Here is a 22,295-nt window from a genome sequence, read left to right as displayed (position 1 = left end):
ATCGTGCTGTTTCGGCAACTCGGGCACGACGGCCCCTGCATCGGCCGAACACGCCGCCAACCCCACCGTCAGCAGCAGCGCGGCCCCGGCCGCGAACAGCCGTTTCCGCCTGCCCCGTTTCCAATGTGCGTTCAATCGAGCCCCCTCGTTGCGCAAAGACATCCCCCGTATGAGGGGATTCTACCGCCCCCGCTGAGAGCATGCCGAGAACGAGATCGCACCGTTACGGGCACGATGCACGGGGTGCGCGCCGAGGCCCCGTCTCAGCGCGCGGCGATGGGCCGTTCGCGCTCGGCCTCAGACATGAATCGGCGCACATTCTCGTCGACGATGATGTCGCTCGGGCGGAGCGGGCGCGTGAGGTAGAGCCCCTCCAGGCTGGTCAGGCGGCTGAGGGCGACGTAGGTCTGCCCCGGGCTGAACACCCGGCTGCCGAGGTCGACGATCGCCCGCTCATAGCTGGCGCCCTGTGACTTGTGGATCGTCACGGCCCAGGCGAGCCGGAGCGGGAACTGTGAGAATTCGGCCACCACGTCTTTGACGAGTTTCTTGGTGAGCGGGTTGTAGCTGTACTTGAACTTCTCCCAGCTCGCCGGCTCGACCTCGTGCTCCTCACCGTCGATGTCGACGACGACGGTGTCGCTGAGGGCTGTGACCGTGCCGATCGTGCCGTTCACCCAGCGCGGACCGCCGTCGATCGCGCTGTCATTGCGGAGGAACATCACCTGCGCGCCGATCTTCAGTTCGAGCTTGGCGTCGGCCGGGTAGGCGCGGCCACCGAAGTCCCCCATGATCTCGGCCTCGGCGGTGCGCGCGGCACCGGGCAGGCGGGCCAGCGCGCTCGCGTTGATGCGGTTGACGGCGTCGTTGCGGGTGGCCAGCGTGATGGCGCCCTCCTCCGGCAACGGCCGGCGAGCGCCCATCCCGTTCAGGGCGCCGGCGATCTCGGCCGTGACACGGCCGTGCCGCACCGCGTTCAGCATGCCCTTGAACGCGCTGTCGCTCTGGCGGTGGATCTCCGTCAGCTCGAAGATGCGCAGCCCGGCCTCCTGCCAGACCTTCGCGTCGAAGAACCACATGGAGCGGTAGTGGTCCGCGTAGTAGGCGCGCTCCTCGGGGTCCCCGGGAACGGGGGCCAGCTGGTACGGGTCGCCGAAGAGCACGAGCTGCACGCCGCCGAAGGGGGTGAACGGCTTGACCCTGGCCTGGCGGAGGCTGCGGTCGATGGCATCCATCAGGTCGGCGCTGACCATGCTGACCTCGTCGATCACGAGGGTGTCGATGGTGTTGAGCAGCTTCTTGGTCTGATCGTTCTGGTCGATGTCGTGGTCGGCGATGATGCCGATCGGCAACCGGAACAGCGAGTGGATCGTCTGGCCGCCGACGTTCAGGGCGGCAACGCCGGTCGGCGCGGCGATCGCGATCTGCTTCTCGGTGTTCCAGTTGAGGTGGTTCAGCAGCGTCGACTTACCCGTTCCCGCACGGCCCGTGACGAAGACGTGGTCTTTCGTGCCCTCGATCGCCTCGAAGACGGCAGCCTGTTCCGGCGACAACGCAAGCGACACGACGCGCCTTTCTGGCAGTGGTTGGTGGGCGGATGCAGCTTTCAACTGTATCCGCTCGCCCCGAGATTTCGCCGAGTTGCGCACGGCGCCGTGGCACAGACTCTGCTCAGGCGGGGGCTGAATAGACTGAGCGGGTGAGTACGGGGCCGGGGGACGAGAGTGGGCAGGAGCCGCCCGTCGTTCCGACGACCCTGCCGGCCACCAGCCCCTTCGGCATCACCGTTCCCGTGCAGGTGATTCCGGATCGCGAGCTCGGCATCGGCCACCACGGCGCCCACTCCGCGGACGAACCGCTGCCGCCCGGCGTCACGATCGACACCGACACCGGCGCCACGGTGATGTGGGCTCCCCCGGAACCGAAGCCACCGGCAACGCCGGCGACACTGCTCCGCGTCGCAGCGATCTGGGGCGGCCTGGCGCTGCTGCTGGTCCTGGCGATGGCGGCCGGGATCGGCGCGCTCAACCGCGATCTCTACAGTGCATCCGGCTTCGTGCAGCAGTACATGAACGCCCTCTCCCGCTCCGACGCCGAGGCCGCCCTCAGCTTTCCCGGAGTGCAGCCGCAGGCCACAGAGCTGGCCGCCGCCGGGCTGCCGACGAAGCTCCCTCGCACGCTCCTGCGCGACTCGGTGATGCGCGCACCCCAAGATGCCACGGTGACCGGCGTCGACAAGGGCGAAGACGGCGTGCAGCAGGTGACCGTCGAGTACACCCTCAACGGCACGAAGGCGGAGAGTGTGTTCGAGGTCGAGCGCACCGGCACGAATTTCGGTGTCTTCGACGAATGGCGGTTCGCCAGTAGCCCGCTCGCCGTGCTCTCGGTCACCGTGCTGCATGACGCGGAGTTCACGGTGAACGGACTCACCCTCGACACGCGCGCGCACCACGCGCCCGACGCCGAGCCGACGTTCTCCAATTCGGCCTCCTATCTGGCCTTCTCTCCGTCAAACTACGAGCTGAGCAAAGAAACTCGTTTGCTCGCCGCGGCCCCCGTTGCCGTGCCGGTCACCGCGAGTGGTGTCACGGAGGCGACAGTCGACGTGCAGCCGACCGAGGAATTCGTCCACGACGTGCAGGCCGATCTCAACGGTTGGCTCGATGAAACCTGCACGACCCAGGCCGTGCTGATGCCGACCAGCTGCCCCTTCGGCGTGAGCATCGACGATCGGGTCACAAGCGCTCCGGTCTGGACCATCACCGAGTACCCCGTCGTCACGCTCACCGCGACCGACAGCAACTTCGAGATGCCGCAGACGCCCGGGGTCGCCCACGTGCAGGTCGAAGTGCAGTCGCTCTTCGATGGCGATGTCAGCACACTCGATCAGGACGAGCCGTTCAGCATGGGCCTCACCGTGACCCTCTCCCCCAGCGGTCAGCCCCAAATCGTCCTGCACTGACCTCTCCCGCCCGCCGCGGGCCAAACCGACGGCGAGATGACAGAGATGGCCCCTTCGCCATCGCTGAAGGGGCCATCTCTGACATCTCGCGGTGGCGGGCGGACGGCGCCTGTGGATAAGTTCTGCCAGCTGGCGGGCAGGTGAGGGAGCATTCCGGTGTGCACCCTCGCAAATCCCTCCCACCCGCGCTCGGAACGGCTTTCACCGTCTCAGCGGCCCGCACCGCCGGGGTAGGAGCCAAGCGCCTCCGCAGCGGTGATCTCGACGCGCCGTACTACGGTGTGCGCTCGAACGCGACGGCGAACGCCTCCGTCTGGGCGCTGTGTCGGGCCTACGCCACGCGAATGCCGCGGCACCAGGGCTTCAGCCATCTCACCGCCGTGCGCCTCTTCGGCCTGCCCGAGCCTCAGCGTCTCCACGCCGACTCTCGGCTACACGTCACGGCAATCGCGCCGCACCGCCCACCGCGGTTGGTTGGCGTGCGCGGCTACTCACTCTCTATCGAGCGGGCGCGCGAACCCGGCACGCTCACTCTGCTCGACGGCGTTCGCGTGATCTCGGCGCTCGATACCTGGTGCCAGATGGCATCCCAGTTCACGGTCGATGAGCTCGTCGTCCTCGGTGATGGTCTGGTCCGGCGGGCCCGGCCGCTAGCGACGATCGAAGCGCTGGAGGGTGCCGCCACGCGGTACGCCGGCAGCCGCGGCGCACGAGCACTGGCGCAGGCGCTGCCGTTGATCCGCGCGGGGACGGATTCGCCCAAGGAGACCGAGCTTCGCCTCGCCATTGTCCGCAGTGGCCTGCCGGAACCCGAGGTCAATGGCACCATCTATGACGAGCACGGGCTCGCGATCGCGCGCGGAGACATGCTCTACCGGCGCTACAAAGTTCTGGTCGAGTATGACGGTGCGCACCATCAGCGGCTCGAGCAGCAGTACTTCAACGATGTCGACCGCCGCGATCGCCTCGCCGAGGCCGAGTGGCGCACCATTCAGGTGAACAAATCACACAGCGGGCGCCGCCTTGAGGCCACCCTGCTGGCGTTGCGCCGCGCACTCGTTGCCCGCGGCTGGACGCCCGGCGCCGAATGACACACCGGCCAAGCCCCAGGCCCGCCACGAGATGTCAGAGACGGCCCCTTGGCACAGGGTGAAGGGGCCGTCTCTGACATCTCACGGCGCGGTGCTGGAGCGAGGAGGCGGAGGGCGGGGCTAGCGACCCGCGCTGTCGCGCTCGGCGATCCTGGCGAGGTTCTCGTTGTAGGCGTTGAGCTCCGCCTCGTGCGTGCGATCGGCATTGCGGTCGCTGCGCTTGCTCTCCTTGGCGTCGGAGCGGCTCCACTGGATCGCCACCGTGATCGCCAGAGCCAGCGTGGGGATCTCGCCGACGCTCCAGGCGATGCCGCCGCCCATCTGTTGGTCGGCGATCGCGTCGAGCCCCCAGTCGCGGCCCATGGCGCCGTACCAGTCGGCCAGCAGCAGACCCGTTCCGGTCATGATGGCCAGCCCGAAGAAGGCGTGGAACGCCATGGTGCCGAGCAGCAGGAGCAGGCGGAAGGGGTACGGCAGGCGGTAGGGAACCGGGTCGATGCCGATCAGCGACTGCACGAAGAGGTAACCCGTGATGAGGAAGTGCACCGTCATCCACTGGTGACCGATGTGGTCGGTCGTCGCCCAGCTGAACAGCGGGCTGAAGTAGAACACCCAGAGCGAGCCGGCGAAGAGCACGGCAGCGACGATCGGGTTGGCGATGATCGAGGCGAAGCGGGAGTGCACGGCGAGCAGGATCCACTCGCGCGGCCCGCGGCTGCCGTCCTTGCGCGGCCGGATTGCGCGCATCGCCAGCGTCACGGGTGCACCGGGCACCAGCAGCACCGGGATCGCCATGGTCAGCGCCATGTGGGCGAGCATGTGCGTGCTGAAGAGGAACGTGCCGTAGACGGCCACTCCCCCGCTGCTGACGTAGAACAGGGCGATCATGCCCGCGATCCAGAGCACGGTGCGGTAGATCGGCCAGGAGTCTCCGCGTTTGCTCAGGCGCCAGACGCCGGCGAGGTAGAAGAAGATGCCGAAGGAGCAGGCCAGCAGCCAGATGAGGTCGATGTTCCACTCGGTGAAGTAACGGGAGAACGAGAGTTCCGGCGGCAGCTTCTCGCCGGTGAGCAGTTCGGCCGGGGTGCGGGTCGTGGTGAGTTCCGAGCCGGGTGTCACCGGCTTCGGCGTTCTCGCGAGCGCGACCGCGAGGCCGGAGGCGATGCCCATGAAGGCGAGTTCGGCAACGACGAAGCCCCAGAACCAGCGAACGGCGGATGCCGCTGAGACGCCCGCCCGCTGCATCCGCTCGATGAAGTAGCCGCGCTGGATGACGCCGAAGATGCCGAGAATGATGAGCGCAGCGACCTTCGCCAACAGGATGAAGCCGTAGCTGCTGAGCAGGTTCTCGAAGCTGCCGAGCTGCAGGATCGAGGTTCCGACACCAGAGATCGTGAGCACGAGGAAGGCGATCAGCGCGACGGTCGAGTAGCGGGAGAGCACCGTGATGAGGCGGCGGTCGACCAGCTTCTCGCGCAACACCACGACCGTGATGAGGCCGCCGAGCCACGCTGCGGCCGCGGCGATGTGCAGACCGAGGCTCGTGACGGCGGCGTTGTGCCCGGCGGTTCCGGCCGCGTGGCCCTGCTGCGCCATCGGAATGAGCGCTGCGACCGCGAGCACCGTCACGAAGACGAGCAGGGTGTGGTTGCGCACCGCGAAGCAGAGCACGGTGACGGCGGCGCCGACAAGCGTCGTGATGAGCCACGCCTGACCGAGCTCGATCTGGGTGAGGAACTGGCTGAGCGATGCGCCGAACTGCGCGTCCAGGGAGAGCGCTGCCCCGGTGACGGAGAGGTAGGTGAAGAATCCCGTGAACGCCGCCGCGACGGTGAACACGGCTGCGCCTGCCGCCGCCACGTCGAGCGCGGCGTTGAACTCCGGCTGCTTGGGGCTCAGGGCGAAGCAGCTGAGCACGAGCGCGCCGATCATGGCTGCGGCACCGAGATTGACGAAGAGCTTGCTGACCGGAAGGCCCCAGCGCACCACGGCTCCCGGATCCTGCAGGAGCTGCGGGGCGGCGCCGCCGCCGAAGTTGAGGCCGGCCACGAGCGCCACGATGGCGAACAACAGAAGCGCGGCTGGGCCGAGAACACGGGTCAGGCGAAGCACCCCTCCAGCCTACGCGCTGCGCGCTGGGCGGCCGCCCGGCGCCGGCTCGGTGTCCCGATCGCAGTCCGGCGGCGCTCCGCGCCCGCCGTGCAGTCACTCCCCCGCTGATTGAGCTTGTCGAAATCAAGCCCGCCGGGAGGTTTCGACAAGCTCAACCAGCGGGAGGGGGCTCAACCAGCGGGAGGGGGCTCAACCAGCGGGCGAGGGCTCAACAGCGGGAGCGGAGCGGGCTCAACCAGCGGGAGGGGGCTCAACCAGCGGGAGGGCGCTCAACCAGCGGGAGCAGTCGCCAGCGGAAACGCCGCAGGGGCCCCGCCGAATCGGCGGAGCCCCTGCGAACGCGTGTAGTCGAGACTTACGCCTTGGCTGCAGCCTTCAGCTTGCTGCCGGCGCTGACCTTGACGGAGTAACCAGCGGCGATCTCGATGGTGGCGCCGGTCTGCGGGTTGCGGCCGGTGCGAGCGGCACGGTGGGTGCGCTCGACTGCGAGCCAGCCCGGGATCGAAACCTTGACGCCGGCGCCGACGGCCGAGGCGAGCTCGTCGAACAGGCCGCCGAGAACGGCGTCGACAGTTGCCTGGCTCTGGTTGGTCGAAGCGGCGATCTTCGCAACGAGCTCGGTCTTGTTAAGCGACTTGTCAGCCATTGAGTGTCCTCCTCGGACCGTTATCTGTCATAAAACAGCTAATCGAATCTGGGGGTGTGCGGCTCGGCTGAGTCGCTCCCCGTGGTCGGTTGACCGCCTCGAATGTAACAGAGATCCGCGGATTCACGCGGATTTCGGGGCCATTCGAGCACATTTGCCCGGCGTGTTCGCCCGTGGCGGAGCAAAATCGGTGCTTTGCGGCATCCAGCGCCCATTTTCTGCGGATTCGCCGAGAAGAATGCAGAAAGGGCGCCGACCGAAGTCGACGCCCTTTCTGTGCCTGTTCAAGCGTGCTTGAGTCAGGCGAGGCTGTTACCAGCCGGCTGGTACTTACCAGCTGGACTTGGTGATACCGGGCAGCTCGCCCTTGTGGGCCATGTCGCGGAAGCGAACACGGCTGACACCGAACTTGGTGAGCACACCACGGGGGCGGCCGTCGATCGCGTCGCGCGAGCGAACACGGATCGGCGATGCGTTGCGGGGAAGCTTCTGGAGACCCTTGCGTGCGGCCTCACGGGACTCGTCGGTTCCGTTCGGGTCGACGAGGGCCTTCTTCAGCTCAAGGCGCTTAGCGGCGTAGCGCTCAACGATCACCTTGCGCTGCTCGTTGCGGGCAATCTTGCTCTTCTTAGCCATTTTTAGCGCTCCTCACGGAAGTCGACGTGCTTGCGCACTACAGGGTCGTACTTCTTCAGCACGAGGCGGTCGGGGTTGTTGCGACGGTTCTTGCGCGTGACGTAGGTGTAACCCGTGCCTGCGGTCGAACGAAGCTTGATGATCGGACGAACGTCCTGCTGCTTTGCCACTAGATCTTCTCCCCACGAGCAAGGATGTCCTTGACGACGGACTCAATGCCGCGAGCGTCAATGACCTTGATGCCCTTGGCCGACAGCTGCAGCGTGACGTTGCGGCGAAGCGACGGCACGTAGTAGGTCTTCTTCTGCACGTTCGGGTCGAAGCGGCGCTTCGTACGACGGTGCGAGTGCGAAATGTTGTGTCCGAAGCCGGGAACAGCTCCGGTCACCTGGCAGGTTGCTGCCATGGTTTCCTCCAATACCGAAGGGCGAGTGCCCTTCCCAAGATCCCTTGTCGGCACGCGTCATCCCACCCTTCGACAAGCTCAGGGAGCGAGATCGACGTTGTGGGGGAGTGTTCGTGCGAAACCGGGTGTTAGGTTCACCCGGCCAAGGGGAAAGTCTACGTGGCTCGGGCGTGTCGCGCAAACCGAGCGGGTGTTCCGCTCGTCAGGGGCGGGCGGATGCGGCCGCGCTGCAGTTCGGGCAGAGGCCGAACACGTCGACGACGTGCGCCGCCTGCGTGAAGCCGTGCTCCGCTGCCATCGACTGCGCCCACGTCTCGACGGCATCCGCCGCGATCTCGACGGTGAGCCCGCAGTTGCGGCAGATCAGGTGGTGGTGGTGGCCGGTTGTGCTGCAGGCACGGTAGATGCTCTCACCCTCCGGCGACTGCAGGCTGTCGGCGTCGCCCTCGCCGGCCAGATCGGCGAGCGCACGGTAGACGGTGGCGAGTCCGATGGGGGAGCCGGTGGCGTGCAGGGAGGCGTGCAGCGCCTGCGCGCTGATGAAGCCGTCGGTCAGCTCAAGCGCTTCGCGCACAGCCTCACGCTGCCACGTATTGCGTTTGATCACCTCGCGCTTCACCACCATGGCCTGATCACCTCATTCTCCCCTCCAGCGTACCGCGCCCCGCCTATGCGAAGGCGGCCGTCCACTCAGTCATGCAGGGCGGCATCCTTCTCGCCGCGCTCATAGCGAGTGAATTCGACCGTCAGGCCGCCGTGCATCGGCGCGCAGCAGAACAATCCGATGCGGAGTTCGGCATCGGGGGAGAAGTACGCCAGGCGCAGCAAGCGGAACGGCTCGTCGTCGGCCCTGGCCCTGATCGTGATGCCGTCGCCGGCACGGCTGGCGCGCACGGTGATGAGGCGGCCCGCCCACTCGGGCACCGGCGCGACAGACCAGTCGGAGAATCCGTGGGTCACCACCGCCCCCGCCTGTGGCAGTCCGTCGGAGATCTCGACGCCCGCCTTGATCCACTCGGTCTCGGATGCCGCGATGAACACGCCCGCCTGGTCGAATTGCTCGGTGTAATCGAGTCGGAAGCTCACCTCGACGGAACCCTCCGCCCCGAACGGCTCCAGCAGGGCATGCTCCGTGTCGTGCACGAAACCGTAGCCGGTGTGGCGCCACGCGTCGCTCTCGGGAGCGGCCGAGACGCGCAGCACCCCGTCACTCAGCACCGCCGCGACGGGAGGCGTCGTCCACTCTCCGGCCTGGAGCAAACTCTCGAGCGTCACATGTCCACCTTCCGTTGTGTGTGGGCGCCGATCGGCGCTGCACGACTTCTGCTGCACGAATCCTACTGAGCGGGCGCACTGCAGCCGGGCGGGCAGTGCCCTGAACGGGAGGGATCTCGCTCCGGCACCGAAGGGGTGGCGCTAGTCGTCGCCGTCCTCGGGCTCGTCTCGGCTGCACGTGCCCTTCTTCTCCTGGCCCTTGTTGCAGTCCGGGTCGAACGTCGGGCCGGTCGAGGGGGTCGGGCCGGGCGACGATGTCTCACCTGGCATCGGAGGCGCCTCGTCCTCGTGCACGGCCGCCTCGAGGTCGGCCCGGACCATCAGGATCGCGGCTTGAACACGCGCGGCGCGCGCGGCACTCAACTGCTCACCCGCAGCAGCGTCGAGGAGCTCGGCCTCGACCTCATCAAGCTGCTGCAAGGCCGTGGCAAAGTCGCCAGCGGCCGACGACTCGGTCACCCGCAGAACCGCCGACTGCAAGTGTTCTGCCGCCGAGGCTTCGAGCTCTGGCGGCGCTGTCGTGCACGCCGCCAGTGGCAGGAGCGACAGGGTGCCGAAGAGCGCAACACCGAGCAGGCGACGAGTGCGGGACCAGGACAGGGGCGCGGTCATGGCGTCACCGCATCCTGGAGTTCGCCCAGATGCTCACCGAGCACCCCGGGCACCGCCGGATACTCGAGCGCCGGCGCGCTCGGCGCGCTCGACTCCGTGATCGCGGGAAGCACCACCAGCACGAAGACCGTCACGAACAGGGCGCTGAGCAGCATCAGGGCCCCGGATGCCACGAGCAGCCGCCGTCGAGTTGAGCGCCGAGGCGCCTCACCGGCGCCGTGGGCCCCGGTCACCGGCATCACGCGGGTCGATCCGCTCAGCAGCTCCGTCGTCGCCGCGTCGGAGCTCGGCGTGGCGTCGGCTGCGAAGCCGGAAGCAAAGACGGCGGTTGCGGTCGGATCCCGATGAGATTCGAGCGAGCGTAGCGCGGTGGCGACCTCGGCCGCGGTAGGCCGCTCCCCAGGGGCGCGGCTGGTCATCGCGGCGAGCAGCCGCGCCCATTCCGGCGGCACGGCAGCCGGAATCTCGGGATCGCGCGTGGTGCGCGCCAACGCTGACTCGATGGCGCCGCCGGGGAACGCGCGTTCGCCGCTGATCCCCTCGAGCAGCACCAGACCGAGCGCGTAGATGTCGCTCGGTGCTGCGACGGTTTCGCCGAGCGCCTGCTCCGGGCTCAGGTAGCTTGCCGTGCCAACCAGCGCTCCGGTCGAGGTGAGCCGGGCGCCGTCGATCAGCCGTGCAATTCCGAAGTCGGTGAGCTTCCCGCTGGGGGGCGAGCCGGGAAGTCGCGGCGGAGCGACGAGTATGTTCGCCGGTTTGATGTCACGATGCACGATGCCTCGGTCGTGGATGTAGTGCAGAGCCTCGGCAATGTCACAAGCCAGGTGCGCGAGGTGGCCGGGGGTCAGCGTTCGCTCCGCGAAGGTCGCCCGCAGTTCGGGGCCGTCGACGAGTTCCATCGCGAAGTAGGCCCTGCCGACGCCGGCGAGTTGCGCGACACCCGCATCGAAGAGCGTGACGAGCGCCGGGTGGTTGAGGCGGGCGAGCAGTTCGATCTCCCCGCGCTGACGCGCGAACTCGCCGGCATCCGCTGCATCCGGGCGGAACAGCTTCAGCGCGACCTCACGGCCCAGCTCCGTGTCGAAGGCTCGATAGACCGAGGCCATGCCGCCGACGCCGATCAGGGCGTCGACCCGGTAGCGCCCGCCCAGCACGCTTCCCAGCTGGGGGACGGTCGATCCCTGATTCACTGCCAGCTCCTTTCGCGCCCTGTCTACGGTAGCCGACACCCCCGTGTGGGTGGCACAGACGTCGAGGGCTCGGCGATCAGGAAAGGAATGAGGCCGGTTCGGGGCGCTACGCCCCACCAGCTCTATGCGCTAGCCGAGAGTGCAGGCACCGTCGTGCGGCTGCGTTCCCGGCGCCAGGCGATCACCCGGCACACCACATAGATCACGAAGGAGATCGTCGTGATGTACGGGCTGATCGGCAGCGATCCGCCGATGGCGAGCAGGATGCCGCCGACCGCGGAGACGAGCCCGAACAGCACGCTGAGCACCGGCACGAGCACGGGGGAGGCGCTCACCCGCATCGCCGCCGCCGCCGGAGTCACGAGCAGGGCGAGCACGAGCAGGGCGCCGATGATCTGCACGGAGACCGCCACGATCAGGCCGAGCAGGAGCATGAACGCGAAGGACAGGAAGCGGGTCGGAACGCCGCGGGCGGCGGCCACATCGGCGTCGAGGCTGTCGAAGCTCAACGGGCGCCAGATCAGCAGCATCCCGATCAGCACGACGAGGCTCATCCCGATCAGCCAGCCGAGCTGCGGGTCGTCGACGGAGACGATCTGGCCGGTGAGCAGGCTGAACTTGTTGGCACTGCGGCCGGGGTAGAGCGCGAGGAACAGGATCCCGAGCCCGAGGCCGAACGGCATCAGCACGCCGACGATCGAGTTGCGGTCCCGTGCCTTGGCACCGAGCACGCCGATGACGAGCGCGGCGACCAGTGCGCCCAGCACAGAGCCGGCAACGACGTTCACGCCGAACAGCAGGGCGGCGGCGGCCCCGGCAAAGCTCAGCTCGCTGATGCCGTGCACGGCGAAGGCCATGTCGCGCTGCATCACGAAGACGCCGACGAGACCCCCGACGATGCCGAGCACCGCGGCGGCGATGATGGAGTTGGAGACGAGGGCGAGCAGCGCACCGTAGTCGCTGAAGTCGAACATCTGCCCGAGGATGTCGCCGGGATCGATGGCGCTCATGCCGGCAGCTCGCTCGCGGCGTGGTGGTGCGTCTCGGCATCCGGAACACCGACGACGATCACGCGTCCGCCGCTGCGGATGCACTCGACCGGGGTGCCGTAGAGCTCGCTGAGCACGTCGGATTGCAGCACCTCGTCTGGGCTGCCGATGCGGAAGCGGCCGCCTGCCAGGTAGAGGATGCGGTCGACCATGCCGAGGATCGGATTCACGTCGTGGGTGACGAAGAGCACGGCGGTGTCGTGCTCGCGACGACGCCGGTCGATCAGCTCGCTGACGCCGCGCTGGTGCTGGAGGTCGAGGCTGAGCAACGGCTCGTCGCAGAGCAACAGGAGCGGGTCGCCGGCGAGTGCCTGCCCGACGCGGAGCCGCTGCTGTTCGCCGCCGCTCAGGTTGCCGACGGGGGAGTCGGCGTAGCCGGTGGCGCCGACGGCCGCGATCAGCGCGTCGACGCGCTCCCGTTCGGCCCTGCGTGTGAATGGCACTCCGAAGCGGTGCCCGTTGACGCCGAGCGTCACGAGGTCGCGTCCGCGCAGCGGGGTTCCCGCCCCGATCAGCTTCTGCTGCGGGATGTAGCCGATGCGGCGATCACCGCGCTGCACGGGGCCGCCGGCGAAGCGGATGCTGCCGGTGTCGAGCTTCTGCTGGCCGAGCACGGTCTTCAGCATGCTCGTCTTGCCCGAGCCGTTCGGGCCGAGCACGGCCACGAACTCACCTGGCGCGATGTCGATGCTCAGGCCGTCCCAGAGCGTGCGGGCACCGAAGCCGAGCGCCGCGTCCTCCAGGCTGAGCACAGGGGGCTGCAGGGTCGGGCTCATGCGGCGGGCGCCGCTTCGAGGGCAGCCTCGAGTGCACTCACGTTGTCGTCCATCCAAGAAATGTAGCTGGTGCGCTCCGGCAGCGTCTCGGCGAAGTCGACGACGGGCACGGATGCCGCGAGAGCGGCCTCGCGCACGAGCTCGGTCTGCGGGCTCGCCGTCTGGGCGTTGTAGGCCAGGAGCGCGACCGGCGTCTCGATGATCCCGAGCATCTCCTGCAGGGCACGCGGGGCGACATCGTCGCCCTCCTCGATCGCCTCGCTGAAGGCGGCCGGAGTCTCGTTGTGCAGGCCGGCCGCGTCGAGCAGGTAGAGCGGAACCGGCTCGGTGATGGCGACGGGAGTGCCCGCGAAGCCGTCGGCGATGGAGTCAGTGCGCGCTTCGAGTGCGCCGAGCTCGGCGTCGAAAGCGTCGGCATTGGCGGCGAACTGCGCCGCGTGCTCCGGGGAGCGCTCGCTCAGCTCGGCCTCGATGGCCTCCGCCAGGTGGCGCATGGTGTCGAAGTTGTACCAGAGGTGCTCGTTGAAGCCCTCGATGTGGTCGTGCTCGTGCGCGTCGTCGTCTGCGTGCGCGTCCTCGTCTGCGTGCGCGTCCTCGGTGACATCGTCGGCGTGCTCATCGCTTGCGTGGTCATCTACGGCGTGGTCATCCGTCGCCTGCTCGCCCGCGTGCTCATCATCCGCGTGCTCGTGCTGATCGCCCGGCAACAGCCCGGAGATCTCTGAGACGTCGAGCACCGTGCGCTCCGGGCTCTCGGCATCCGCGAGCAGCGACTCCATGAAGGCGTCGTAGCCGCCGCCGTTGACGATCACGACGTCGGCGCGGCTGACCGCGAGGCGGTCACGGGCCGAGGCCTCGTAGGAGTGCGGGTCGTTCACCGAGCTGTCGATGATGCTCGTGACGGATGCCGCGCCGCCGGCGATCTCGCCCGCGATCTGCCCGTACACGCTCGTCGAGGCCACGATGCTGAGCCCCTCGCCCGCGCCAGCCTGCTCGGCGCCGGAGGCGCTGGCGCACCCGGCCAGCCCAACGGTCGCCAGGACGACGCCGGCCGCGATTGCGAGGGACTTCGGTACACGGCGGCGACTGATCATGCTGCAACGCTACGCCTTATTGATAATGATTGTCAAAACCAATTGGTGACTGGGGCATTGACCCCCGCAGTGGGTACAGCGGCGTCGGTGGGGCATGGCAGAGTGGAGCGCGTGGATACGCTCACCGAACGTCTTGTGCTGCACCCCTTCAGTGTCGAGGAGGCGGAGCGCGTGCTGGCAGGCACGCCGGGCGATGAGTATCGCTGGGAGGGCGGCTACCCATTCGCCGATGAACTCGACGTGGTCCGCATGTTCCTCAGCATCGTCGAGGAGCAGGGCGACCCCGCCCCATTCGGCCCGTACATCGTGCGCCGCATCGATGACGGTGCGGCCATCGGAGGCATCGGCTTCTTCGGCGCGCCCTCCGCCGCCGGCGTTGTCGAGTTCGGATTCGGCCTCGTTCCCGGCGTGCGCGGCATGGGCTTCGCGACCGAGGCGGTACTCGGGGCCCTCGGCATCGCGGCGCAGAACGGCGCCAAGCTCGCCCGCGCCGACACCACACCAGACAATATCTCTGCCCAGCGGGTTCTGCTGAAGGCCGGCATGAGCGAGGTTTCGCGCGACGACGAGACCGTGCTGTTCGAGATCGCGCTCGACGCCTCCTCGCCCGTCTGACACCGGGGGTCACGCAGCGCACTCGGCTTGGGGGCGGCCTCGTTCCTCGGTCGCTCCCTCGAGCCAGCGTGCGCGACGCGCAGCGTCGCGAAAGGCGGCAGCCCTCCCCAGGCAATCTCAGGAACCGCACGCGATGCTGGTGCGGTTCACCCAGTGGAGCGCCCCTCTGCACGGTGGCTCGACCGGGCGTGAGTCCGCAGACGACGATGGCCCGCACGGAATCGTGCGGGCCATCGTCGTGTCTGAGAGCTCTGTTACGGGGTCAACGTGTCCACGTAGTCCTGGTTCTCGGCGATCCACTCCTGCACGGCCGGTGCGTAGTCGCTGCTGGATCCGTCGGAGTTGAACATGGCGTTCTCCAGCGAGGCGAGCTGCTTCGAGTCGAGCGTGAAGTCCTTCAGCCACGCCGAGAGAGTCGGGAAGTTGCTCTCGAAGCTCTTGCCGCCGAAGGAGTGCACACCCTCCGCCTCACCGAGCAGTCCCTTGGGGTCTTCGAGGTCCTTCACCGGGAAGGCGTCGTAGGCCCAGTGCGGCTGCCACAGCGTCACGGCGATGTTCTCTCCGGCATCCGTCGCCGCCTTGAGCTCGCTCAGCATGGCCGGGGTCGAGCTGGTGAGGTAGTCCAAACCGTCGAGCTTGTAGCCGGGGATGACGGCATCGGTGGTGACCTCGGTGAGGCCGGCTCCCGGCTCGATGCCGACCAGGCGGTTGCCGAACAGATCGGCGTTGGCCGCGAGCTCATCCAGGGAGTCGATCGGGGCGTCCTCGTTCACCGCGATGGTGAGCTTGGCCTCGGTGTTCCAGGCGCCGAGGTCGACGAGGTCATCGCCGTACTTCTCGATGTAGCTGGCGTGGGTGATCGGCAGCCAGGTGTCGAGCACCACGTCGTAGTCGTCGGTGGTCAGGCCGGAGTAGACCGGGGCGACGTCGGCGTACTCGAGGGTGACGTTGTAGCCCTTCTCGTCGAGGATCGCCTTCCAGAGCTCGGAGGCGGCGACGCCCTCGTCCCAGCCGTTGAACACGGCAATCGTGAGGTCCTGCTTGTCGCCGTTGTCGAGCACCTCGGCTTCCGGGGCGGCACAGCCGGTGAAGGCGAGCAGGGTTGCGGCACCGACGGCGGTCAGTGCGAGCGCGGAGCGCTTTTTCATGGGTGTTCCTTTCGTTCCGCCTGGCCACGGATGACGCAGACGGGGATTGGTACGGGATTGCTGGTTCTGGAGGTGCCGGTGCGGTGCACTCAGACGGCGGCGGGCTCCGCGGCGCGGTCGGCAGCGGCCGCGGCGGGAGCGGTCCCGGTCGGCGCCGCCTCTGGGTCTGCCGCGGTCGGCTCCGCCTCTGGCGTACGCCGGCGGAGCGCACGGCGCGGCAGCCCGAGGGCCGCCGTCATCCGGTCGAGGATGATGGCGAGGATCACCACGGAGAGGCCGGCCTCGAAGCCAAGGGCCACGTCGATGCGGCCGAGGCTCTTCACCACCTCGCCGCCGAGGCCGCCGGCGCCCACCATGCCCGCGATGACGACCATCGAGAGCGAGAGCATGATGACCTGGTTGATGCCGGCGAGGATGGTCGGCATCGCGAGTGGCAGCTGGATCTGGCGCAGGATGCGGCGGGGGGAGGAGCCGAAGGCGTGCGCGGCCTCGACGACCTCCTTGTCGACGCCGCGGATGCCGAGCTCGGTCATCCGCACGCCGGGCGCCATCGCGAACACGATCGTCGCGACGATGCCGGGAACGATGCCGACGCGGAACAAGATCAGCGCCGGGATCAGGTAGACGAAGGCCGGCATCGTCTGCATGAAGTCGAGGATCGGCTTGATGACGGCGGAGGCCACGCTCGAGCGGGCCGCGAGAATGCCCAGCGGCACACTGATGACGATGGCGATCGCGCTGGCCACCAGCACGAGGGCGAGCGTGTCCATGGCGTTGCCCCACTGGCCGAGCAGCACGATCAGCACCAGCCCGAGAGCGGATCCTGCCGCGAACAGCCAGCCGCGCAGAATGAGCCCGAGCAGCGCGATCACGGCGATGATCGCCCAGAACGGCGGCGCGGAGAGCACGAGGTCAACGAGGTCGTAGAGCCCGCCGAACGCGGCGCGCAGGCCGTCGAAGAGCCAGCCGAGGCTGGTCGTCAGGAAGTCGATGAAGGTCTCGACCCATTCGCCGAGTGGAATGACGGGGCCAGTGGGCGGGGAGCTGTGCAGCAGGGACGGGTTCATCGCAGGCTCCCTTCGAGCGCGTCATCGGCGGGGACGACGGGGCCGCCCGTCGCGAGCAGGGTCTCGGTGACGACGTCAACGGGAATCGTGGCCGGCGGGTCGATCATCACCGGGATCTCGCTGGTGTGCGCCGGCACATTGCCGAGCGCGGCCAGCAGGGTGACGCGCGGGATGACGCCGAGAAGCCGCTTGCGCTCGTCAATCACCGCGAGCGGCAACGCGCTCTCGACGGAGGCTTCGACGAGCTCGCTGAGGTTGGTGTCGGCGTCCACGGCCGAGAGGTCGTGCCGCACGACGAGGGAGAGGTCGGTCTCGCGGTTCTTGACCTGGCGGATCACATCCCGGTCACGCACGACGCCGAGCAGAATGCGGCCGTTGCCGACGACGTAGGCCGCGGAAGTCTGCAGATCGCGCATGGTGCGGAGCGCCGCGCGGGGCCCGGCGGAGAGCGAGACAATCGCCCGCGCCGGCTCCATCACGCTCGCGGCGGTGAGCACGCGGGCACGGTCGACGTCCTGCACGAACTGGGCGACGTAGTCGTTCGCCGGGTCGGTGAGGATCTCCTCCGGCGTGCCGATCTGCACGATCCTGCCGTCGCGCATCACGGCGATGCGGTCGCCGAGGAACATCGCCTCGTTGAGGTCGTGGGTGATGAAGATGATCGTCTTGCCGAGCTCGGCCTGCAGCTCGACGAGCTGTTCCTGCATCTCGCGCCGGATCAGCGGATCAAGAGCAGAGAAGGCCTCGTCCATGAGCAGGATGTCGGTGTCGGCCGCGAGCGCGCGGGCCAGCCCGACGCGCTGCTGCATGCCGCCGGAGAGCTGCCCGGGAAGCTTGTGCTGCCAGCCGTCCAGGCCGACGATCCCGATGATGGTGTTCGCGCGGGATCGACGTTCCTCGAGCGGGACACCCTGCACCTCGAGGCCGTAAGCCACATTGTCGATCACGCTCCGGTGCGGGAGCAGCGCGAAGTGCTGGAACACCATGGAGACGCTTTCGCGGCGCACCGCGCGCAGCTTCTTCGGCGGCAGGCCGGTGATCACGGTTCCTGCCACCTCGACGGTGCCGGCCGTGGGCTCGAGCAGGCCGTTCAGCATGCGGATGAGCGTCGACTTGCCCGAACCGGAGAGACCCATCACCACGAAGATCTCGCCGCGCTTCACCTCGAAGGAGGCGTCGATCACGGCGGCGGTCTGCTCGGATGGCAGCCCGGAACGGTCGGCTCCGGCACGCAGCCGCTGCACGGTGTCGAGCGGCTTGCGCCCGAAAGCCTTGTAGAGGCCCTCTGCCCGAACGGCGACGCCGGCTGCGGCGGTCGGGATCTGCACCGGAATCGAGGGGAGGACGGGGGGAGGGGTCGGATGGTCAATTGTGACGGACACGTGGTGCACTCCGGGCGCACGCCAAGTAACGCTGTTCAGGCGTGTGCTTTCGCTTCTTGCGGCCGGGTCGGAGACGCGTGCGGAGCGCGCGGTCTCAAGCGGCAGACTGGGTGTCTGCGGCGAATCGCGCTGCTCCGGCTGGCGGGGCCTTGGGGCCGCCGCCGACATCATCCGACCATACGCTCGGCATGCTCCCGCGCAGGCAGGAACCGCGCCGATCGCGGACTGGATTGTGGCCAACTTCGGCCTCAACGAAGCTATCAACCATGCCGGGCGAAGACTAATCGAGAAGGCCGATAAGCCTGTGGATAACTCACAATCGATTCGGCGGATCGCCGCCGTTGCTGGCCACGCGCCGCGACTGCACCGTTATCCGTTCGTTACCTTGGAGCATGGGGTTCCCGGCGCTGCGTGGGCCTGTCGACAGCGTGTGGCGGCATTTCGACAGGCTCGATCGGCGAGTGCGACGCCCGTTGTTGAGCGGGTGCGATGCCCGATGGTTGAGCCTGTCGAAACCGCTCAATCGGCGGGCGCTGATGCCCGATGGTTGAGCTTGTCGAAACCTCCGACACGGTGGCTCAGTCCAGCAGCAGCGCCGGTTCCTCGATGATCGAGGCCACATCGGCCAGGAAGCGGCTGGCGACATCGCCGTCGACGACGCGGTGGTCGAAGCTCGCTCCGATCGTCGTGACGTACCGGGCGCGCACCTCGCCGTCGACGACCCACGGCTTCTGCTTGATGGTGCCGAGCGCCACGATCGCCACCTCGCCCGGGTTGAGGATCGGGGTGCCGGTGTCCATGCCGAAGACGCCGATGTTCGTGATCGTGATCGTGCCGCCTGACATTTCGGCCGGGCTGGTCTTGCCGTCGCGGGCCGTGATGGTGAGCTGTTCGAGCGCGCCGGCCAGCTGCAGCAGGCTCATCGACTGCGACTCCTTGACATTCGGCACGATCAGCCCGCGCGGGGTGGCCGCGGCGATGCCGAGGTTGACGTAGTGCTTGACGACGATCTCCTCGTCGGTCCACGCGGCGTTCACCGTCGGGTTGCGGCGCACGGCCCAGATCATGGCCTTCGCCATGATCAGCAGCGGCGACACCTTGACGCCAGCGAAGTCGGTTGAGCTCTTCAGACGCTTGACGAACTCCATGGTGCGGGTGGCGTCGACGTCGACGAAGAGGCTGACGTGCGGGGCGGAGAACGCACTCGACACCATCGCGTTCGCGATCGCCTTGCGCACGCCCTTGACCGGGATCCGGTCTTCACGGTCTTCCGGCCACTTCGGCGTCTCGATGTTGCGGAAGACGCTCACCTGCGAGGCTGCGCGGATGACATCGTCGCGCGTGACGTCGCCGATCGAGCCGGTCGGCGTCACCTCCGCGAGGTCGACGCCGAGGTCCTTGGCGAGCTTGCGCACGGGCGGCTTGGCGATCACCGGGCCGGCGGATGCCGCTGGCACGGGCACACGGGCTGCGCTCGGCGCCGGGGCGCCCTCTGCAGCAGGCACAGGTGCTGCGACGGGCGCGGCGACAACGGTCGTCGTGTGGGGTGCGGCGAGCGTCTCATGCGCGGTGGCGTGCGAGCGCGCCCTGCGACGGCGACTCCCGCCTGAGGCCGAACTGCCGTGACCGACGAGCACGGCGCCCGGCTTCTCCTCGCCCTCGCTGGTGATGGTGCTCGCGGCGTCAGCCAACTCGGAGTCGAGGTTGCCGTAGACCGGGAGTGTCATCTCGCTGTCGGCTGCGGGAACGGCATCCGAAGCGGCAGCACCCGAACCGACGGTGATGATGGCGGTGCCGACGTCGACGGTGCTTCCCTCGTCGACGAGGATGGCGCCGACGACACCGGCGAACGGCGAGGGCAGCTCGACCAGTGACTTGGCGGTCTCGATCTCGACGAGCACGTCGTTGACGGCAACGGTGTCGCCGACGGCGACCTTCCACTGCACGATCTCGGCCTCGGTGAGACCTTCGCCGACGTCGGGGAGGTTGAAGGTGTGTTCACTCATGGGGTGCCTTCCGTGCAGATGAACAAAGGGTATTCGGCCAGAGCCGAGAAGAGAATGCTCTTAGTACGCGAGCGCGCGGTCGACGGCGTCGAGCACGCGGTCGGCGCTCGGCAGGAAGTGCGTCTCGACCGCGGCGGGCGGGAACGGCGTGTCGAATCCGGAGACGCGCAGCACGGGCGCCTCGAGCAGGTAGAAGGCCCGCTCCATGACGGTCGCCGCGATCTCGGAACCCACGCTGACGAAGCCGGATGCCTCCTGCGCCACGACGAGGCGGGTCGTCTTGGCGACGGACTCGAGGATGGGCCCGTAGTCGATCGGTGAGATCGATCGCAGGTCGATCACCTCGATGCTCGTGCCCTCCTCGGCCGCGAGCTCCGCGGCCTCGAGCAGAACGCTGACCATGGCGCCGTGGCCGACGACGGTGACGTCGGTTCCCTGGCGCACAACGCGGCTGGCGTGCAGCGGCAGCACCTGCTCCGGCGCGGCGCCGAGCTCCACGACACCCTTGGGCCAGTAGCGGCTCTTCGGTTCGAAGAACAACACGGGGTCGTCGGACTCGATGGCCTGCTGGATCATCCAGTACGCGTCATTCGGGTTCGACGGGCTCACCACGCGGAGGCCTGGGGTGTGCGCGAAGTACGCCTCCGGGCTCTCCTGGTGGTGCTCGATCGAGCCGATGTGCCCGCCATAGGGCACGCGGATGACGACGGGCATGCTGAGCCTGCCCTCGTGCCGGTTGCGCATGCGAGCGAGCTGCGTGGTGATCTGGTCGAAGCCGGGGAAGATGAAGCCGTCGAACTGGATCTCGCAGACCGGGCGGTAGCCGCGCATGGCGAGACCGATCGCGGTTCCGATGATGCCGGATTCGGCCAACGGGGTGTCGAGCACGCGCTTGTCGCCGAATTCGGCGTGCAGGCCCTCCGTCACGCGGAACACGCCGCCGAGTGGGCCGATGTCCTCGCCCATCATCAGTACCTTGTCGTTCGCCGTCATCGCGGCGCGGAGGCCGGCGGTGATGGCCTTGCCAAGGGGCAGTGTGGCCGTGCTCTGGGCGGCTGCCGTCTGGTTCATTGTCGTCGTACTCATGCCGAACCGTCCTCAAACGAGGCCTCGAATGATTCGAGCCACGCTTTCTGCTCTGTGACCAGCGGATGCGGCTCCGCGTAGACGTTGTCGAAGATCACCTCGTCGCCCGGCGCCTCGATCTCGAGGGCGCGCCTGCGCGCATCGTTGGCGAAATCGGCCGCTTCGGCATCCGTGTCGTCGAAGAAGGCCTGCTCGGTCCCGCGGGCCTCGAGGAAGGTGCGCAGGCGCGTGATCGGGTCGCGCGGGAGCCAGTCGGCCGTCTCGGCGTCGCGGCGGTACTTCGTGGGATCGTCGGCGGTGGTGTGCGCGCCGACGCGGTAGGTCATCGCCTCGATGAGGGCCGGGCCGTGGCCGGCGCGGGCGTCGTCGAGGTGCTTGGCGGTGACGGCGTAGCTGGCGAAGACGTCGTTGCCGTCGATCTGGGTGCCGGGCATGCCGAATCCGGGGCCGCGGAGGGCCAGCGGAACGCGCGACTGCCGCTCGACCGGAACCGAGATGGCCCAGCCGTTGTTCTGGAGGAAGAAGACCTGCGGGGTCTGGTAGCTCGACGCGAACACGAGCGCCTCGTTGACGTCGCCCTGCGAGGAGGCGCCGTCGCCGTAGTAGACCATGACGGCCTCGTCGGTCTCGGGGTTGCCCGTCGCGGTGGTGCCATCGAACTGCATGCCCATGGCGTAACCGGTGGCGTGCAGGCTCTGCGAGGCGAGCACGAAGCTGTACAGGTGGAAGTTGCCGTTCTCGGCCGGATCCCAGCCGCCCATCGTGACGCCCTTGAGCACGCGGAGGATGTTGACGGGGTCGAGTCCGCGGATCATGCCGACGACGTGTTCGCGGTAGCTCGGGAAGATGTGGTCCTGCGCGCGGGCGGCGCGACCGGAGCCGACCTGGGCGGCCTCCTGGCCGTGGCTCGGAACCCAGAGCGCGAGCTGGCCCTGCCGCTGCAGATTGGCGGCATCCCGGTCGAATCGACGCACGATCACCATGTCGCGATAGAACTGCCGGAAGTCGGCGTCGCCGAGGCGCTCGAAGTAGGGCAGGAACTCGGCGGCCGCCTCGTTCGGCGCGAACTCACCGTCGGCGGTGAGCATCTGCACCCTGGGGACACTCTGTTGATCGACGGAGCGCTGGTCGACGGAGCGCCG

Annotated in this window: 22 protein-coding genes; 3 read left to right on the top strand and 19 right to left on the bottom strand. The window is 68.2% G+C overall.

All coding sequences use genetic code 11. The annotated features are described in order from the left end of the window. Positions 1–263: 263 nt before the first annotated feature. Positions 264–1,565: an ATP-dependent DNA helicase gene (locus ASC66_RS15395; RefSeq protein WP_082492377.1), complete on the bottom strand. Its 1,302-nt coding sequence runs from the start codon at positions 1,563–1,565 to the stop codon at positions 264–266. A 134-nt stretch (positions 1,566–1,699) separates the two neighbouring features. Between ASC66_RS15395 and ASC66_RS15390 the strand changes: the two genes are divergently transcribed. Together ASC66_RS15390 and ASC66_RS15385 are read left to right on the top strand one after the other, a co-directional pair. Then, positions 1,700–2,962: a hypothetical protein gene (locus tag ASC66_RS15390; protein ID WP_055841454.1), complete on the top strand. Its 1,263-nt coding sequence runs from the start codon at positions 1,700–1,702 to the stop codon at positions 2,960–2,962. Positions 2,963–3,306: 344 nt separating this feature from the next. Continuing rightward, complete coding sequence (locus ASC66_RS15385) at positions 3,307–4,053, top strand: putative endonuclease domain-containing protein (protein ID WP_157509820.1); 747 nt, start codon at positions 3,307–3,309, stop codon at positions 4,051–4,053. A 120-nt stretch (positions 4,054–4,173) separates the two neighbouring features. On the opposite strand, the gene ASC66_RS15380 is transcribed toward ASC66_RS15385, so the two are convergent. The 12 genes from ASC66_RS15380 to ASC66_RS15325 form a co-directional block, all read right to left on the bottom strand. Continuing rightward, positions 4,174–6,165, bottom strand: a complete 1,992-nt coding sequence (locus ASC66_RS15380; RefSeq protein WP_055841447.1) for a bifunctional copper resistance protein CopD/cytochrome c oxidase assembly protein — start codon at positions 6,163–6,165, stop codon at positions 4,174–4,176. Between the two features lie 355 nt (positions 6,166–6,520). Then, positions 6,521–6,811: an HU family DNA-binding protein gene (locus tag ASC66_RS15375; protein ID WP_055841442.1), complete on the bottom strand. Its 291-nt coding sequence runs from the start codon at positions 6,809–6,811 to the stop codon at positions 6,521–6,523. 330 nt (positions 6,812–7,141) lie between these two features. Beyond that, positions 7,142–7,447: a 30S ribosomal protein S14 gene (gene rpsN / locus ASC66_RS15370; protein WP_055841439.1), complete on the bottom strand. Its 306-nt coding sequence runs from the start codon at positions 7,445–7,447 to the stop codon at positions 7,142–7,144. Between the two features lie 2 nt (positions 7,448–7,449). Beyond that, entirely contained in the window at positions 7,450–7,617 is a 168-nt protein-coding gene (rpmG, locus tag ASC66_RS15365) for a 50S ribosomal protein L33 (RefSeq protein ID WP_011187086.1), read from the bottom strand. Beyond that, positions 7,617–7,853, bottom strand: a complete 237-nt coding sequence (gene rpmB / locus ASC66_RS15360; protein ID WP_055841436.1) for a 50S ribosomal protein L28 — start codon at positions 7,851–7,853, stop codon at positions 7,617–7,619. The genes rpmG and rpmB overlap by 1 nt, the downstream gene beginning before the upstream one ends. A 202-nt stretch (positions 7,854–8,055) precedes the next feature. Continuing rightward, positions 8,056–8,478, bottom strand: coding sequence for a Fur family transcriptional regulator (locus ASC66_RS15355; protein WP_502691626.1), 423 nt, complete (start codon positions 8,476–8,478; stop codon positions 8,056–8,058). Positions 8,479–8,543: 65 nt separating this feature from the next. Further along, entirely contained in the window at positions 8,544–9,128 is a 585-nt protein-coding gene (locus tag ASC66_RS15350; RefSeq protein ID WP_055841433.1) for a DUF1349 domain-containing protein, read from the bottom strand. Positions 9,129–9,269: 141 nt separating this feature from the next. Then, positions 9,270–9,740, bottom strand: coding sequence for a hypothetical protein (locus tag ASC66_RS15345; protein WP_055841430.1), 471 nt, complete (start codon positions 9,738–9,740; stop codon positions 9,270–9,272). Continuing rightward, on the bottom strand, positions 9,737–10,930 hold the full coding sequence (locus ASC66_RS15340) for a serine/threonine-protein kinase (protein WP_055841427.1): 1,194 nt from the start codon (positions 10,928–10,930) through the stop codon (positions 9,737–9,739). Before ASC66_RS15340 ends, ASC66_RS15345 begins: the two co-directional genes overlap by 4 nt. A gap of 122 nt (positions 10,931–11,052) precedes the next feature. Then, the gene (locus ASC66_RS15335; RefSeq protein WP_055841424.1) at positions 11,053–11,940 is read right to left on the bottom strand and encodes a metal ABC transporter permease; all 888 of its coding nucleotides are present in this window, start codon (positions 11,938–11,940) and stop codon (positions 11,053–11,055) included. Then, a complete protein-coding gene (locus tag ASC66_RS15330; protein ID WP_055841421.1) occupies positions 11,937–12,755 on the bottom strand; it encodes a metal ABC transporter ATP-binding protein in 819 nt (272 codons plus the stop codon). Before ASC66_RS15330 ends, ASC66_RS15335 begins: the two co-directional genes overlap by 4 nt. Beyond that, positions 12,752–13,849 (bottom strand): metal ABC transporter substrate-binding protein, encoded by a 1,098-nt coding sequence (locus ASC66_RS15325; protein WP_055841418.1) that lies wholly within the window; start codon positions 13,847–13,849, stop codon positions 12,752–12,754. Before ASC66_RS15325 ends, ASC66_RS15330 begins: the two co-directional genes overlap by 4 nt. A 111-nt stretch (positions 13,850–13,960) precedes the next feature. Between ASC66_RS15325 and ASC66_RS18290 the strand changes: the two genes are divergently transcribed. Continuing rightward, on the top strand, positions 13,961–14,464 hold the full coding sequence (locus ASC66_RS18290) for a GNAT family N-acetyltransferase (RefSeq protein ID WP_162243518.1): 504 nt from the start codon (positions 13,961–13,963) through the stop codon (positions 14,462–14,464). 254 nt (positions 14,465–14,718) lie between these two features. Here the strand turns inward: ASC66_RS18290 and ASC66_RS15315 are convergent, their stop codons facing one another. From ASC66_RS15315 to ASC66_RS15290, 6 genes are all read right to left on the bottom strand, one after another. Continuing rightward, the gene (locus ASC66_RS15315) at positions 14,719–15,612 is read right to left on the bottom strand and encodes a glycine betaine ABC transporter substrate-binding protein (protein WP_055841412.1); all 894 of its coding nucleotides are present in this window, start codon (positions 15,610–15,612) and stop codon (positions 14,719–14,721) included. A gap of 89 nt (positions 15,613–15,701) precedes the next feature. After that, complete coding sequence (locus ASC66_RS15310; protein ID WP_055841408.1) at positions 15,702–16,679, bottom strand: ABC transporter permease; 978 nt, start codon at positions 16,677–16,679, stop codon at positions 15,702–15,704. Next, positions 16,676–18,013 (bottom strand): quaternary amine ABC transporter ATP-binding protein, encoded by a 1,338-nt coding sequence (locus tag ASC66_RS15305; RefSeq protein WP_502691627.1) that lies wholly within the window; start codon positions 18,011–18,013, stop codon positions 16,676–16,678. Before ASC66_RS15305 ends, ASC66_RS15310 begins: the two co-directional genes overlap by 4 nt. A gap of 626 nt (positions 18,014–18,639) precedes the next feature. Further along, positions 18,640–20,067 carry a dihydrolipoamide acetyltransferase family protein gene (locus tag ASC66_RS15300; RefSeq protein WP_055841405.1) on the bottom strand — a complete coding sequence of 476 codons (1,428 nt, stop codon included), beginning with the start codon at positions 20,065–20,067 and terminating at the stop codon, positions 18,640–18,642. Between the two features lie 60 nt (positions 20,068–20,127). Continuing rightward, positions 20,128–21,138, bottom strand: coding sequence for an alpha-ketoacid dehydrogenase subunit beta (locus tag ASC66_RS15295; protein WP_055841402.1), 1,011 nt, complete (start codon positions 21,136–21,138; stop codon positions 20,128–20,130). Between the two features lie 11 nt (positions 21,139–21,149). Continuing rightward, a complete protein-coding gene (locus ASC66_RS15290) occupies positions 21,150–22,241 on the bottom strand; it encodes a thiamine pyrophosphate-dependent enzyme (protein ID WP_055841782.1) in 1,092 nt (363 codons plus the stop codon). Between the last annotated feature and the right edge of the window lie 54 nt (positions 22,242–22,295).

The sequence above is a fragment of the Leifsonia sp. Root4 genome (assembly GCF_001425085.1).
GTDB lineage: Bacteria > Actinomycetota > Actinomycetes > Actinomycetales > Microbacteriaceae > Microterricola.
The sequence above is the reverse complement of the archived record's forward strand: the minus strand, read 5'-3'. Positions and strand labels throughout refer to the sequence as shown.

What these genes read in the sequence shown, in the direction of transcription:
- ASC66_RS15385 (WP_157509820.1), top strand. Translation starts at nt 3,307, where the DNA reads ATGCCGCGGCACCAGGGCTTCAGCCATCTCACCGCCGTGCGCCTCTTC.
- ASC66_RS15375 (WP_055841442.1), bottom strand. Translation starts at nt 6,811, where the DNA reads ATGGCTGACAAGTCGCTTAACAAGACCGAGCTCGTTGCGAAGATCGCC.
- ASC66_RS15345 (WP_055841430.1), bottom strand. Translation starts at nt 9,740, where the DNA reads ATGACCGCGCCCCTGTCCTGGTCCCGCACTCGTCGCCTGCTCGGTGTT.
- ASC66_RS15330 (WP_055841421.1), bottom strand. Translation starts at nt 12,755, where the DNA reads ATGAGCCCGACCCTGCAGCCCCCTGTGCTCAGCCTGGAGGACGCGGCG.
- rpsN (WP_055841439.1), bottom strand. Translation starts at nt 7,447, where the DNA reads ATGGCTAAGAAGAGCAAGATTGCCCGCAACGAGCAGCGCAAGGTGATC.
- rpmB (WP_055841436.1), bottom strand. Translation starts at nt 7,853, where the DNA reads ATGGCAGCAACCTGCCAGGTGACCGGAGCTGTTCCCGGCTTCGGACAC.
- ASC66_RS15355 (WP_502691626.1), bottom strand. Translation starts at nt 8,478, where the DNA reads ATGGTGGTGAAGCGCGAGGTGATCAAACGCAATACGTGGCAGCGTGAG.
- ASC66_RS15290 (WP_055841782.1), bottom strand. Translation starts at nt 22,241, where the DNA reads ATGCTCACCGCCGACGGTGAGTTCGCGCCGAACGAGGCGGCCGCCGAG.
- ASC66_RS15295 (WP_055841402.1), bottom strand. Translation starts at nt 21,138, where the DNA reads ATGAACCAGACGGCAGCCGCCCAGAGCACGGCCACACTGCCCCTTGGC.
- ASC66_RS15325 (WP_055841418.1), bottom strand. Translation starts at nt 13,849, where the DNA reads ATGATCAGTCGCCGCCGTGTACCGAAGTCCCTCGCAATCGCGGCCGGC.
- ASC66_RS15315 (WP_055841412.1), bottom strand. Translation starts at nt 15,612, where the DNA reads ATGAAAAAGCGCTCCGCGCTCGCACTGACCGCCGTCGGTGCCGCAACC.
- ASC66_RS15300 (WP_055841405.1), bottom strand. Translation starts at nt 20,067, where the DNA reads ATGAGTGAACACACCTTCAACCTCCCCGACGTCGGCGAAGGTCTCACC.
- ASC66_RS15335 (WP_055841424.1), bottom strand. Translation starts at nt 11,940, where the DNA reads ATGAGCGCCATCGATCCCGGCGACATCCTCGGGCAGATGTTCGACTTC.
- ASC66_RS15310 (WP_055841408.1), bottom strand. Translation starts at nt 16,679, where the DNA reads ATGAACCCGTCCCTGCTGCACAGCTCCCCGCCCACTGGCCCCGTCATT.